Annotated in this window: 13 protein-coding genes; 6 read left to right on the plus strand and 7 right to left on the minus strand. The window is 72.5% G+C overall.

Annotated elements, in window-relative coordinates:
- Window positions 1-6 precede the first annotated feature (6 nt).
- Together AB0L06_RS37250 and AB0L06_RS37255 are read left to right on the plus strand one after the other, a co-directional pair.
- The gene (locus AB0L06_RS37250; protein ID WP_500235912.1) at window positions 7-579 is read left to right on the plus strand and encodes a hypothetical protein; all 573 of its coding nucleotides are present in this window, start codon (window positions 7-9) and stop codon (window positions 577-579) included.
- 3 nt (window positions 580-582) lie between these two features.
- Complete coding sequence (locus AB0L06_RS37255) at window positions 583-2,340, plus strand: right-handed parallel beta-helix repeat-containing protein (RefSeq protein ID WP_500235913.1); 1,758 nt, start codon at window positions 583-585, stop codon at window positions 2,338-2,340.
- Window positions 2,341-2,365: 25 nt separating this feature from the next.
- On the opposite strand, the gene AB0L06_RS37260 is transcribed toward AB0L06_RS37255, so the two are convergent.
- Window positions 2,366-3,274: a sulfotransferase domain-containing protein gene (locus AB0L06_RS37260; protein ID WP_500235914.1), complete on the minus strand. Its 909-nt coding sequence runs from the start codon at window positions 3,272-3,274 to the stop codon at window positions 2,366-2,368.
- 47 nt (window positions 3,275-3,321) lie between these two features.
- Here AB0L06_RS37260 and AB0L06_RS37265 point away from each other — a divergent pair, with 47 nt between their 5' ends.
- A complete protein-coding gene (locus AB0L06_RS37265) occupies window positions 3,322-4,713 on the plus strand; it encodes an O-antigen ligase family protein (protein WP_500235915.1) in 1,392 nt (463 codons plus the stop codon).
- Here the strand turns inward: AB0L06_RS37265 and AB0L06_RS37270 are convergent.
- Complete coding sequence (locus tag AB0L06_RS37270) at window positions 4,654-5,718, minus strand: YncE family protein (protein WP_500235916.1); 1,065 nt, start codon at window positions 5,716-5,718, stop codon at window positions 4,654-4,656. The genes AB0L06_RS37265 and AB0L06_RS37270 overlap by 60 nt on opposite strands.
- Window positions 5,719-5,765: 47 nt before the next feature.
- Between AB0L06_RS37270 and AB0L06_RS37275 the strand changes: the two genes are divergently transcribed.
- On the plus strand, window positions 5,766-6,368 hold the full coding sequence (locus tag AB0L06_RS37275; protein WP_500235917.1) for a dTDP-4-dehydrorhamnose 3,5-epimerase family protein: 603 nt from the start codon (window positions 5,766-5,768) through the stop codon (window positions 6,366-6,368).
- 89 nt (window positions 6,369-6,457) lie between these two features.
- Window positions 6,458-7,195, plus strand: coding sequence for a class I SAM-dependent methyltransferase (locus AB0L06_RS37280; protein WP_500235918.1), 738 nt, complete (start codon window positions 6,458-6,460; stop codon window positions 7,193-7,195).
- Here the strand turns inward: AB0L06_RS37280 and rfbD are convergent.
- From rfbD to AB0L06_RS37300, 4 genes are all read right to left on the minus strand, one after another.
- Window positions 7,167-8,069 (minus strand): dTDP-4-dehydrorhamnose reductase, encoded by a 903-nt coding sequence (gene rfbD, locus AB0L06_RS37285; protein ID WP_500235919.1) that lies wholly within the window; start codon window positions 8,067-8,069, stop codon window positions 7,167-7,169. The genes AB0L06_RS37280 and rfbD overlap by 29 nt on opposite strands.
- Complete coding sequence (gene rfbB, locus AB0L06_RS37290) at window positions 8,066-9,046, minus strand: dTDP-glucose 4,6-dehydratase (protein ID WP_500235920.1); 981 nt, start codon at window positions 9,044-9,046, stop codon at window positions 8,066-8,068. The genes rfbD and rfbB overlap by 4 nt, the downstream gene beginning before the upstream one ends.
- Window positions 9,043-10,110, minus strand: a complete 1,068-nt coding sequence (locus tag AB0L06_RS37295) for a glucose-1-phosphate thymidylyltransferase (protein WP_500235921.1) — start codon at window positions 10,108-10,110, stop codon at window positions 9,043-9,045. The genes rfbB and AB0L06_RS37295 overlap by 4 nt, the downstream gene beginning before the upstream one ends.
- A 132-nt stretch (window positions 10,111-10,242) precedes the next feature.
- A complete protein-coding gene (locus AB0L06_RS37300) occupies window positions 10,243-10,740 on the minus strand; it encodes a hypothetical protein (RefSeq protein WP_500235922.1) in 498 nt (165 codons plus the stop codon).
- A gap of 265 nt (window positions 10,741-11,005) precedes the next feature.
- On the opposite strand from AB0L06_RS37300, the gene AB0L06_RS37305 reads away from it, so the two are divergent.
- Window positions 11,006-11,917: an ArsR/SmtB family transcription factor gene (locus AB0L06_RS37305; protein WP_500235923.1), complete on the plus strand. Its 912-nt coding sequence runs from the start codon at window positions 11,006-11,008 to the stop codon at window positions 11,915-11,917.
- Window positions 11,918-11,952: 35 nt separating this feature from the next.
- On the opposite strand, the gene AB0L06_RS37310 is transcribed toward AB0L06_RS37305, so the two are convergent.
- A complete protein-coding gene (locus tag AB0L06_RS37310) occupies window positions 11,953-13,215 on the minus strand; it encodes a sulfate adenylyltransferase subunit 1 (RefSeq protein ID WP_500236008.1) in 1,263 nt (420 codons plus the stop codon).
- Window positions 13,216-13,226: the final 11 nt, after the last annotated feature.

Raw genomic sequence — 13,226 nt, forward strand, 5'->3', positions numbered from 1 at the left:
CTCCCCATGGCCGTTCCGCGTTCGCTCCGAGTCGCCCCGGTCGCGGTGCTGACCGTGGCGCTGGCGCTGACCGGCTGCTCGTCGGAGAAGAAGAAGGACGCCAAGCCCGGCCCGCCGCCCCCGGCGCCCAGCGAGCAGCCCGAGGGGCAGGCCAACGCCGCGCCGGGCGCGAAGGCGGTGACGATGTCGGGCGGGCTGAAGAAGCCCGTCACCTACAGCGACAAGGTCACGGTCGCGGTCAGCGGCGTCCGGTACGTGAAGAATCACAAGCAGGGGCCGGGCGAGGTCACCGGACAGACGCTCACCATCTTCACACTGAAGTTCAGCAACGGATCCGGGCAGGCTCTCGACCTGAACGGCGTGAAGGTCGTCGCGAAGTACGGCGCGGGCAAGCAGACCGCGAGTCCGACGTCCTACGCGAACCTGAACGATTTCTACGGGACGGTCAAGCCCGGCGCGAGCAAGTCCGCCTCCTACGCGTTCGACCTGCCCAGCCAGGGGTACAAGTCGGTTATGCTCGGCGTCTCGTTCGACGGCAAGCACAAGACCGCCCTTTTCACCGGCGCGATCCACCCCTAGCTCATGCGTATCAGCCGTACCGCCCGGGTGGGGATGGGCTTCGCGATCGCCGTCCCGGTCGTCGCGGGCGGTGTCATCGGGTGGCAGCAGGCTTTCCAGGTCGACCCGGAGAGCAGGCCGCGCGCGGTGAACACCAGCCCCGCGCCGCAGGCCGAGTCCGGCGCGGGCTCGCTACCCGTCGGACGCACCTCCTACAGGATCCCGCGCGGGGCCGTGATCGTCGCGCCGTCCGGCAGTGACGCCGCCGCCGGATCGGCGTCCGCGCCGCTGCGCACCCTCGCCGCCGCGATCACCCGCGCGCCCGAGGGCGGCACGATCGTGCTGCGGCACGGCGTCTACCACGAGTCCGTGACCGTCCCCGAGGGGCGGCGGCTGATCATCCAGGCGCATCCGGGCGAGGCCGTGTGGCTGGACGGAAGCTCCCGCATCACCTCCTGGAAGCGGTCCGGGTCCGTGTGGGCGGCGGGCGGCTGGACGTACCGCTTCGACGACAGCCCCAGCTACACCAAGGGCGCCGCGGACGGCACCAACCCCGCCTTCAAGTTCCTCGACCCCGCCTACCCGATGGCCTCGCACCCCGAGCAGATCTGGGTGAACGGCGTCGCGCAGCAGCAGGTCGCGTCGGCGGGCCAGGTCAGGCCCGGCACGTTCTTCGTGGACCTGCGCGGCCGGCGGCTGCTGCTCGGGTCCGACCCGTCCGGGCGCGAGGTGCGGGCGAGCACGCTCCAGGAGGCCGTCACGCTCCAGGGCGCGGGCTCGGTGCTGCGCGGGATCGGCGTCCGCCGGTACGCCACGTCCATCCCGCAGCTCGGCACGGTCAAGGTGCTCGGCGCGAACGTCACGGTCGAGAACCTCACGGTCACCGACTCGGCGTCCACGGGCCTGTCGGTGGACGCGCCGCACGCCCGGCTGAGCGGGATCACCTCGCTCCGCTCCGGGATGCTCGGCATGCACGCCAACTACGCCGACGACCTGCGGATGGAGAACGTCCTCGCGAAGGGCAACAACACCGAGCACTTCCGTCCCGCGCCGGTCTCCGGCGGCATCAAGATCACCCGGTCCCGGAAGGTCGCCGTCGCCGGCGGGGTCGTCTCCGACAACCGCGGCAAGGGGCTGTGGTTCGACGAGTCCGTCCAGAACATCACGGTCACCGGGCTCCGCGTCGTCCGCAACTCCGACCACGGCCTGGTGCTGGAGCTCTGCGCGCAGGCCGTGATCGCCGACAACGTGGTGGGCGACAACGGCGAGGACGGCCTGAAGATCAACGACACCTCGGCCGTCCGGGTCTGGAACAACACCCTGACCCGCAACGGCCGTGACCTGCACCTCATCCAGGACCACCGCGCCGACGACCCGACCGCCCCCGCGCACGCCACCGGCAGCGACCCGAGGCACGCCCCCGACCCCGCGATGACCTGGCGGATCGGCCAGATCACGATCGCCAACAACCTCGTCGCCCTGGGCCGCGACGCCACGCCCTGCCTGCTCTGCGTCGAGGACACCACCCACCAGCGCGCCGCGTCCCAGATCGGCCTCACCGTCAACGGCAACGCCTACTCCCGCCGCGACGCGAGCCACCCGCGCGCCCTGGTCGTCTGGCCCACCGGCAAGGGCGACCCGAAGAGCTTCGACGACAAGGCCGCCTTCCGCGACGCCACCGGCCAGGAGCGGAGCAAGACCCCCCTCCCCCTCCCGGCCGACATCGCCAAGCTCCTGAAGAAGCCCACCGGTACCGCCCACCAGGGCGCCTGGCGCCCCTGATCCGGACGGCCCCTCGACCGGCCCGCTAGGGCTTGGTCCAGGGGAGGTCGCGTTCCAGGAGCCTCTCCAGGTCGGCGTTGAAGGGGGCGTAGTGCTCCGCGAGCGACCGGCGGGTGGCGTCCTTCAGGTCGGCGCTGGGGGCCGGGTTCCAGACCTTGGACGCGGCCTTGGGGAGCGCGGCCGCGGGGAGGCCGAGGAAGGCCGCGACGCCGTCGATGGCGCGCTGCTGGTCGGCGTAGAACTCCTCGGCGACCAGGACGTGGACGCGCTCGGGCGGGAAGTGCAGGAGCCAGCGGCGCAGGTGCGGGGCGTACTCGCTCTGCGCCCGGTACGACTGCTGCTCGTGGGCGTAGCTGCGGTAGCCGGGGACGGTGCGGATCTTCTCCTCCTCGCCCGCGAGCCGGTCGGTCTCGGCGGCGAGGGCGTCCTCGAAGGTCTCCAGCTCCTCGGCGTGCTGGCGGCGGCGCTCGCGGTAGTGCGAGAAGGCGCGTTCGACCGGGTCGCGGAGAACGAGAAGGATCTTGGTGTCCGGGACGTCCAGCCCGGCGCGCTCGGCGGCGAGCGGGTGGAACAGGTAGTAGGGCGAGCCCTCCCCCACCAGGACGGGGCCGCCCGCCCGCTTGGACGCGCCGCGCCGCGCGGCGATCGTCGGGAAGTGCGAGCGGTACCAGGCGTCGCCCTCGTCGTAGTGCGAGTCGAAGTAGTGGACGCCCTTGGTGTCGTTGCGCTTGGGCAGGATCCGGGCGCTCGGGAACAGCGGCATGATCCGCGGATGCTCGAGCAGCCCGTAGTAGAGCGAGGTGGAACCGCCCCGTTTCGCCCCGATCAGCAGGAAGTCGGGGCCGGGCCGGAGCGCGGCGGTCGTCATTCCGTACCGGCGGATCAGGGTGCGTCCGGCGCCGATGACCGGTTCGGGGAGGAGGTCGCGATTCACGCTGACAGCGTAGTTGCGCCCGCGGCCCCGCCTATCCTGTGGGAGCGATGCCTTCCCTTTTCCCCCGTCCGGCCGTGCGCCGCCCCGCCGTGGTCCTCGAACAGGGCCGCCGCTGGGCCGTGCTGCTGCCCATGGCGTTGATGCTGGCCAGCGACTACAAGCTGCGCAGCCGTCCGGTGGACGAGACGGTCGGCGGCAGCCCGGACCTGACGGTCTTCCTGGAGATCGCCGTCTACGGACTCGCCGCCCTGTACCTGTACCTCCGGTTCGGGATGCGGCCGCCGGTGCGCCGGACGACCGGGCTGCTCTTCGCCGCCTGGGCGTTCAGCGGGTACGTGGCGATGTCGGCGCTGTGGTCGCCGTTCATGTCCCTCGGGGCGGTCCGCGGCGTCCAGCTGATGGTCACGATGGCGCTCGTCCAGGTGCTCGCGACGCGGGCGACGGTCGCCGACCTGCACCGGCTGGCGCACGCGTTCGTGATCGTGGTGCTGGCGTCGGTGGTGATCGGCGTCGCGCACCCGTTCCCCCGGACGCCGCAGACCCTCACCCGGTTCAACTGGCTGTACGTGCACCCGGTGATCGCGGGCGTGTACCTCGGCGTCGCGGTGCTGCTGATCTTCGGGCTGCTGATCCGCAGCCGGGTGTACGGGGAGCGGGCGCGCGGCTGGCCGCCGCTGGTGTACGCGGGCGTCCTGCTGGTGCTGATGGGCGCGCTGGTCGCGACCGGGACGCGCGGCGCGGCGGCGGGCGCGGCGGCGGGGCTGCTGGTGCTGATGGCGACGGCGCGCGGCCCGCGCGGCCGGATCGACCTGGTCGTGGTGGGCGGGGCCGTCGGCGCGGTCGGCGTGCTCGCCTTCTCCGACAAGATCATGGGCTTCGTGGCGCGCGGCGAGACGGCCGACAAGCTCGCGTCGCTGAACTCGCGCACCGACCTGTGGACGCTCGCCATGCGCGCCTACAGCGAGAAGCCGATCTTCGGCCACGGGCTGGGCGCGTCCCGCGGGCTGTTCCTGCAGGACATCGGCCTCGGCGGCGGGCACAACGCGTTCATCAACGCCCTGGTCGACAACGGGACGGTCGGCACGGCGCTGTTCGTGGCGCTGCTGCTGACGCTCGGCACGGTGCTGCTCATCCTCGTCCGCCGCAAGGACCTGCGCGGCGACGCGGGCACGCTGCTCGGCATCCTGGCGTTCTTCCTGGTGGACGGCATCACCACCGAGGGCCTCGCGATGCCCGCGAACGTGTCCGGGATCTGGCTGCTGCTCCTGGTCGCCTGGACCGAGGCCCTGCGCCGCAGCCGCCCCTGGGCCCCGGAACCCGTCGAGCCCGTCGAGACGGGCGGGACGACCACGACGGGCGGGACGCGGATCATCGTGTCCTCAGTCGCGGACGCGTCGCCGCCGGCCCCGCAGGTAGAGTCCCCCACCCAGCGCCCCTAGCAGGGCGAGCCCGGCGAGCGACCCCATACCGAGCACGCCGCCCGGCATCGTCTCCTTCGCGGGGTGGTAGGCCCCCACGGGATCGGACACGGCCCGTCCGGCGGGCGCGCTGGACGTGCCCGCCTTCGGCCGGCCGCCGTCCGCGAGGGGCAGCGCGAGGACGCGCGGGTGCGCGCCCGCCTCGGCGATCAGCACACGGCCGCCGTCCGGCGCGACGGCGATCGCGTCGCCCTTCGCGGCCGTTTTGAGCACCTGGGTGACCCTGTCGCGGATCCCGGCGAGGACGCGGACGTCGCCGGAGCCGCGCAGGACGACCCGTCCGTCCGGGGCGAACGCGCCGCCGCGCACCCCGAACGGCAGCCGCCGCACCCGGGTCAGCCGGTTCACGACGCGCGAGCCGAGCGCGGCGGGCAGCGCGTAGACGGACGCGGCGGTCGCACTCCGGGTCACGACGTAGAGCCGCTGCTCGGCCGGGTCGCCGATGATCGTTCCCGCCTCGTGCGCGCCGTCCGGGTAGGCGACCTGGTACTTCCTGGCGGCGAGCGCGGCGTCCGCGAGCCTGGCCGGTTCCGGCACCCGGTACAGGGTGAGGGTGTCGTGCCGGGCGCCCGAGGCGTTCAGGTCGGCGAGGTAGAGCATGCCCGCGCCGCCGTCGCCCTTGACGACCGCGAGCGTGTCCCAGCCGCGCGTGCCCGGGACGGTGAAGGACGCCTTCGTCTTCCCGTCGTCGCCCACGGCGAACAGGCGGTTCCTGCGGGCGTCGAGCGTCCACCACACGTCCGGATGGGCGATGCCCCGCACCAGCGCCCCCGGGTCGGAGAGCCGCGCGTCGGAGGGGCGGAAGGCCACCGAGGCCTGCGGTGTGGAGGTCGGGACCGGGTTCGGTGCGGCGGCCGCCGGGGCCTCGACCGCGGCGACCAGCCCGGCGACCGAGACCGCCAGGGCGCCCGAGCGCAGCGCGGCGGACGTGCCGGTCCGCGCACCGGCGGAGGTGCTGGATCGCACGACGTGACCTGCCTCTCCTCGACCGACCGTGTGGCATTCTTGCGCATGTGGAACCACTTGGCATCAAGGGGGCGTTCATCGTTACGCCCCGCGTGCACGGCGACGACCGCGGCTCCTTCCACGAGTGGTTCCGGGCGGACGCCCTGCGCGAGCGACTCGGCCACGACCTGAGGCTGGAGCAGGCGAACTGCTCGGTCTCGGCGCGCGGCGTCCTGCGCGGCGTCCATTTCGCGGACGTCCCGCCGGGCCAGGCCAAGTACATCTCGTGCGTGCGCGGCGCGCTGCTGGACGTCGTGGTCGACCTCCGCGTCGGCTCCCCCACCTTCGGCCGGTCCGAGGCCGTCCGGCTGGACGCGGAGAACCGGCGCTGCATGTACCTCGCCGAGGGCCTCGGGCACGCCTTCGTCGCCCTCGAGGACGACACGACCGCGATCTACCTGTGCTCGGAGCCCTACAACCCGCCGCGCGAGCACGGCGTCCACCCGCTCGACCCCGACCTCGGCATCGCCTGGCCGGACGGCCTCGACCTCGTCCTGTCGGACAAGGACGCCGCCGCGCCGTCCCTCGCCGAGGCCCTGGCCGCCGGTCTCCTCCCCGACTACCAGGACTGCCTCGCCTACTACGACAAGCTCGGCGCCGCGTTCTCCTGAGCCGCGCCGCCGGCGTCCGGCAGGCCGTCGCGGGACAGGCCGTCGCGTTCCCCCCGGGTCGTCCGATAGGGGCAACTATGCTCCGAGCGGTGACCGAACGGACGAACGAGAACGCCATCAGACAGTGGAACGGTGTCCCTCGCGAGGCGTTGGAGGCCATGGAGCCGGACGGGGACCTCGCCAAGCGGCACCTCATCAACCCGGTGCTGCTGCGCCTGCTCGGCGAGGTGCGCGGCCGCCGGATCCTGGACGCCGGATGCGGCCACGGCTACCTCAGCCGCATGCTGGCCGCGCGCGGCGCCCGCGTGACCGGCGTCGAGCCGACCGACACGATGTACGGCTACTGCCTGGAGAGGGAGCGGGAGCTCGGCCAGGGCATCCGCTACGTCCAGTCCGACCTGGAGGGGCTGCCGGAGGTCGGTGACGGCTTCGACGCCGTCGTGTGCAGCATGGCGCTGCCCGCCATCCCGGACTGGAGGCCCGCCATGCGGGCCTGTGTGGACGCCCTGGGCCCCGGCGGGCTGTTCGTGTTCACTGTGAACCATCCAGCCTTCGAGATGCTCCTGACGTCATGGCGGGAGCACGGCGAGTACCGGCTGCGGCGCTATCTGGAGGAGTACGAGATCCCCCAGTCGTACGCCTCGGACTTCCACCGCCCGATCTCCGCCTACCTCAACGAGATGGCCGCGCTCGGCTGCCGCCTGCTGGAGCTGGCCGAGCCGGGCCTGAACCCGGAGGCCGCCCGCGAGGCCGCCGAGAGCACCCCCGGCATCGAGGGCTACGTCCACCTGCCGAACTTCATGATCGTCGCGGCCTCGAAGGGGTAGCGGCGGAGAAGGCCGGCGGCGGACGGGGGCAGCGGCCGAGGGCCAGATGCGGCCAGGCGGCGTGCAGCGCCTCGCGCCAGTCGCGCATCGGCTCCAGGCCCGCGCGGGCCCAGGCGCCGTGCCCCAGGACGGAGTTCATCGGCCGCCGCGCCGGACGCGGGAACCGGTCGGTCGTCGTCGGCCGGACCCGCTCCGGGTCGTGCCCGAGCAGCGTGAACACCTCGCGGGCCAGCCCGTACCAGGTCGTCTCGCCCGCGTTCGTCCCGTGGTAGTTCCCGTAGGGCGCGCCGGACGCGGCCAGCCGGACGATCTGGTCGGCGAGGTCGCCCGTCCAGGTGGGCTGGCCGATCTGGTCGTCCACGACGTCCACGAACTCGCGCTCGGCGGCGAGCCGGGCCATCGTGGCGACGAAGTTCCCGCCGTGCGCGCCGTACAGCCAGGCCGTCCGGACGACGTAGGTGGACTCGTGCTTGCGCGCGGCCTCCTCGCCCCACATCTTCGAGAAGCCGTACTCGTTGATCGGCGCGGTCTCGTCGTCCTCGTCGGAGGGCTCGTGACCGGGGAAGACGTAGTCGGACGAGATCTGCACCAGCCGCGCGCCCGTGGCCTCGCACGCCTCGGCGAGGAGACCCACGGCCGTGGAGTTGACGTTGAAGACCCGGTCGTCCTCCTCGGCGGCGTCCACGTCCGTCCAGGCGGCGCAGTTGACCACCACGTCCGGACGATGCGCCGCGACGGCCTCCTTCACGGCATAGGGGTGGCTGATGTCCAGGGACGCGCGGTCGAGCGCGACGACGTCCGCGCCCTCGGCGGCCAGGCGCGCGACGAGGTCGGTGCCCAGCATCCCCCGGGCACCGGTGACCAGCCATTTCACAAGGCTTCCCCGATCCGCTTCTTCAGCGGCTCCCACCAGTCGCGCCGGTCGGCGTACCACCGGACGGTCTCGGCGAGCCCGTCCTCGAACGCGATCTGCGGCGCGTAGCCGAGGGCGCGGAGCCTGGTGTCGTCCAGCGAGTACCGGCGGTCGTGGCCCTTGCGGTCCGGGACGCGCTCGACCCGGTCCCAGTCCACCCCGAGGGCGTCCAGCAGGTGCTGCGTGAGCTGGAGGTTCGTGAGTTCGGCCGTCCCGGCGATGTGGTAGACCCCGCCGGGCTCGCCGCGCTCGGCCACCACCTGGATGCCCCGGCAGTGGTCGGCGGCGTGGATCCAGTCGCGGACGTTCCCGCCGTCCCCGTACAGGGGGACGGACAGGCCGTCCATCAGGTTCGTCACGAACAGCGGGATGACCTTCTCCGGGAACTGGTACGGCCCGTAGTTGTTCCCGCAGCGCGTGATCGACACCGGCAGGCCGTGCGTGACGGCGTACGCCCGCGCGATCATGTCGCCGCCCGCCTTGGCCGCCGAGTACGGCGACCGGGGCGCGAGCGGCGCGGACTCGTCCCACGAGCCCTCGTCGACGCTGCCGTACACCTCGTCCGTCGACACCTGGACGACCCGGGACACGCCCGCGTCCAGGCACGCCTGCATGAGCGCCTGGACGCCCTGCACGTTCGTCCGGACGAACTCCCCGGCGCTCGCGATCGACCGGTCCACGTGCGACTCGGCCGCGAAGTTGACGACGACGTCGTGGCCGGGCACGAGGTCCGCGAGCAGCGCTTCGTCGCACACGTCCCCGAGCACGAACCGGTACCCGCCCGCGACCGGGTCCAGGTTCGCGAGGTTGCCCGCGTACGTCAGCCGGTCGAGGACGGTCACCTCCGCCCCCGCGAAGGCCGGGTACGCCCCCGACAGGACGTCGCGCACGTACTGGGACCCGATGAACCCGGCCCCGCCGGTCACCAGAATTCTCATTGTCGAATCTGCACCTTGCTGTGGTCGCCGAGGACGAGACGGTGGGCGCGGGGGACGTTCGGCGCGGGCGTCACCTCGGCCTCGCGGCCGATCAGCGAGCACTCGATCCGGCCCACCCCGTCGATGGACGCCCCGCGCAGCACGATGGAGTACTCGATCTCACTGTCGATCACCCGGCAGTCCCGGTCGATCGAGGTGAACGGCCCGAGGTAGGAGTCGCGCACCACCGACCCCGCGCCGACGATCACCGGCCCGACGATCCGCGACCCGGTCACCGTCGCGCCCGCCTCGACCACGACCCGCCCGATCAGCTCGGACGCGCCGTCCACCGAGCCCTCGACCGACGGCTCGACGCCCTCCAGCACCAGCCGGTTGACCTCGAGCATGTCGGTGACGTTGCCGGTGTCCTTCCAGTATCCCGAGATCACCGTGGACTCGACCCGGCGGCCCGCGTCGATCAGTCCCTGGATCGCGTCGGTGATCTCCAGCTCGTCCCGCCAGGACGGCTTGAGCCGCGCGACCGCCTCGTGCACCCGGGGCCCGAAGATGTAGACGCCGACGAGCGCCAGGTCGCTCTTGGGCTCCCGGGGCTTCTCCTCCAGGCCGACGACGCGTCCGGCGTCGTCCAGCTCGGCGACGCCGAACGCGCGCGGGTCGGACACCTGGGTGAGCATGATCTGCGCGTCCGGGCGCTCGTCCCGGAACCGCTGGACGATCCCGTCGATCCCGCCGACGACGAAGTTGTCGCCGAGGTACATCACGAAGTCGTCGTCCCCGAGGTACTCGCGCGCGATCAGCACGGCGTGGGCCAGCCCGCGCGGGGCGTCCTGGGGCAGGTAGGTGACCTCGAGCCCGAACCGCGAGCCGTCCCCGACCGCGTCCTCGATCTCGGCGGCCGTGTCGCCGACGACGATCCCGACCTCGCGGATCCCCGCGTCCCGGATCGCCTCCAGCCCGTAGAACAGCACCGGTTTGTTGGCCACCGGGACCAGCTGCTTGGCCGAGGTGTGCGTGATCGGCCGCAGCCGCGACCCCGATCCGCCCGCCAGCACGAGCGCCTTCACCTGACACCCCCGCCGGTCCAGGGGGGAACGAGACGGTTCAAAGTGGCTCCAGAGACCCCGAAGGAAACACCTTCGACATTACCGGCCCTCGGGACGACCCCGGCCGCGCTCACCCCTGGCCACAACCAGCCATCACACAGTGAGCACGGGGCTCGTGAGAGTGCGCATGATCCCCGACCGCGTGAACGCGGCGTTGGCCACGTGGACGCCGGACGCGATCGGGACGGACACCGAGACGCTCCAGGCCTTCCCGACGACCTGGTCGCAGGACGACGGCAGGTCGCCGAGGGCGACGCACAGCTCCATGCCGTCCACCGCCGGGCCGGACGCCGAGGCGGTCACGACGATGGCCGTCCTGGTCGTCCTGATGCACGTCCGCCCGGTGCCGCCGGGGAGGTTCAGGCTGCTGCACCCACCGCCGGCCCCCGCGTGCGTGTGCGCGTGCGCCGGACGGGCCGGGCCGGCGAGGGCCGTCATGGCCAGTGTGAGGGCGGTCGCGATCCCCATGGCCAGTTCCGCATGGCGCATGGCCGCCTCCATGGGGGCGGAACCGAACGGCGCGTTCGACGCGGGCATGGGCTGGGCAGGCCTCCAGCTCCAGCGTCCGAGGCCCCAGGGGATTCTGTCCATGGGACGTCCTCCAGTGGCCACCCGCGGACCCGCGAGGACGGCTCGGGCGGCCGCCACGTTGGCTCCGACGGCCGCCCGGAGCGATGTTCCCCGCTCAAACACCGCTCAGGAGCGAGTCTCCGGGGTGGCGGCACGCGCGGTCCATGGATTAGGGGCAGGGCCTAATACGTGGACATTTGCGTCCGGCCTGAAGTGGCCGCCCACGGAAGGGGGTCCATGGCGGATGATCTTTCCTGGGGGGATTCCCGGGGAGAGGAGTCCGGCGGTGCCGAGCATTTCCTTCGACGCGGCCGATCTGGCGAACACCCGGTTCGCCATCTCGCCGCTCGGACATCTGGTGCACGGGGTCCAGGGCAGCGCGTGCAGCGCCCGGTCGGGCCTGCGGCAGCAGTGGTGGCGGACGGCCAGGCGGCACGTCCCCGAGGGCAGCGTCCGGCTGGTCGCGCTCCTCAACGCCGACCCGACGAGCCTGCCCTCGTGGTCGCTGCCGCCCGCGATCGACGGCGTCCTGGAACCGACGTTCGACCAGGAGCTCGAATATCTGGAGTCGCTGGGGCCGTACGACACCCCGGGGCTGCTGGACGCCGTGCGCGCGCTGTTCCGGGCCTGCATGGCCGACGACTGGCCGGACATCCGGCGGCGGCTGCGCGCCGACCTCGGCCACCGGACGGAGACGATGCTCAGCGGTGGCCCCACCGCCGTCCTGAGCACGCTGCACCCGGCGATGACCTGGCAGGACGGCCGGCTGATCGTCACCACCAGCGCGTCCGGCCTGCGCCGCCACCCGGACGGCAGCGGACTGCGGCTGATGCCGTGCGCGTTCGGCCGGGACGGCCTGCACCCGATCATGGACGCCACCGAGCACCCGATCCTGGTGTACTCGGCGCTCCCGCAGGAGGCGCCCGCCCCGGCGCGCGACCGGGACCTGCTGGTCGTGCTGCTCGGCGCGGGACGCGCGCGGGCACTGCGGGCGCTCGCCGGGTCCCCCGCGTCCACCAGCGAGCTGGCGCGGCGGCTCGGGGTGTCCGCGCCGACCGCGTCCGTCCACGCGGCGACGCTGCGCGAGGCGGGGCTGACCGCGTCGATGCGCGACGGACGCAGCGTCCTGCACCACGTCACGCCGCTCGGCATCGGCCTGCTCGCGGCCAACCCCGTCCCGCAACTGGCCCGCGGCTAGCGGGCCGGGTCAGCGGGCCGGATCAGCGGGCCGGATCAGCGGGCGGAGATGATCATCCCCGCCGCGACGGTGTTGTTGGTGGCCTCGTCGATCAGGATGAATCCGCCGGTCAGCCGGTTGCGGGCGTAGTCGTCCACGAACAGCGGCTGGGTGACGCGGAGGCCGATCCGGCCGATCTCGTTCAGGCCGAGACCGTCCGCCTCCTCGTCGCGGTGCAGGGTGTTGACGTCCAGCCGGTAGTTCAGGTCCTTGACCATCGCGCGCGCGGTGCGGGTGCTGTGCTTGATGATCAGCTTGGTGCGCGGGGTGAGCCTCCGGTCCGGGGTCATCCAGCAGACCATCGCGTCCAGGTCCTGCGCGACCTCGGGACGGTTGTTCGGACGCGCGATCATGTCGCCGCGGCTGATGTCGATGTCGTCGGCGAGCCGCAGCGTCACCGACATCGGCGCGTACGCCTCGCGCACCGGGCCGTTCGGCCCGTCGATGTGCGTGATCGTCGTGGTCAGCCCGGACGGCAGGTGCACGACCTCGTCGCCCGGCTTCAGCACGCCGCCCGCGACCTGCCCCGCGTAGCCGCGGTAGTCGTGCAGCTCGGGGTCGGTGCTCTTGTGCGGGCGGATCACGTACTGCACCGGGAACCGCACGTCGATGAGGTTCCGGTCGGACGCGATGTGGACGTGCTCCAGGTGGTGCAGCAGCGAGCTCCCCTCGTACCAGGGCATGTTCACCGACCGCTCCACCACGTTGTCGCCGTGCAGCGCCGAGATCGGCACGAACGTCAGGTCGGTGATGTCGAGCTTGGCCGCGAACGCGGTGAACTCGTCGACGATCCGCTCGTAGACGGCCCGGTCGTAGTCGACCAGGTCCATCTTGTTCACCGCGACGACCAGGTGCGGCACCTTCAGCAGCGTCGCCAGGAACGCGTGCCGCCGGGACTGCTCCAGGATGCCCTTGCGCGCGTCCACCAGGATGATCGCGAGGTCCGCCGTGGACGCCCCGGTCACCATGTTCCGGGTGTACTGGATGTGCCCCGGGGTGTCGGCGATGATGAACTTGCGGCGCGGCGTCGCGAAGTACCGGTACGCCACGTCGATGGTGATGCCCTGCTCCCGCTCGGCCCGCAGGCCGTCGGTGAGCAGCGCGAGGTTGGTGTACTCCTCGCCCCGGTCGGCGGAGGTCCGCTCGACCGCCTCCAGCTGGTCCTCGAAGATCGACTTGGAGTCGAAGAGCAGCCGGCCGATCAGCGTGGACTTGCCGTCGTCGACCGAGCCCGCCGTCGCGAACCGCAGGATGTCCATGGGCTTCCCGG

This window comes from Spirillospora sp. NPDC052269 (assembly GCF_040679435.1).
Lineage (GTDB): Bacteria > Actinomycetota > Actinomycetes > Streptosporangiales > Streptosporangiaceae > Spirillospora.

What these genes read in the sequence shown, in the direction of transcription:
- rfbB (WP_500235920.1), bottom strand. Translation starts at nt 9,046, where the DNA reads ATGAGAATTCTGGTGACCGGCGGGGCCGGGTTCATCGGGTCCCAGTAC.
- AB0L06_RS37265 (WP_500235915.1), top strand. Translation starts at nt 3,322, where the DNA reads ATGCCTTCCCTTTTCCCCCGTCCGGCCGTGCGCCGCCCCGCCGTGGTC.
- AB0L06_RS37255 (WP_500235913.1), top strand. Translation starts at nt 583, where the DNA reads ATGCGTATCAGCCGTACCGCCCGGGTGGGGATGGGCTTCGCGATCGCC.
- AB0L06_RS37310 (WP_500236008.1), bottom strand. Translation starts at nt 13,215, where the DNA reads ATGGACATCCTGCGGTTCGCGACGGCGGGCTCGGTCGACGACGGCAAG.
- AB0L06_RS37250 (WP_500235912.1), top strand. Translation starts at nt 7, where the DNA reads ATGGCCGTTCCGCGTTCGCTCCGAGTCGCCCCGGTCGCGGTGCTGACC.
- AB0L06_RS37300 (WP_500235922.1), bottom strand. Translation starts at nt 10,740, where the DNA reads ATGGACAGAATCCCCTGGGGCCTCGGACGCTGGAGCTGGAGGCCTGCC.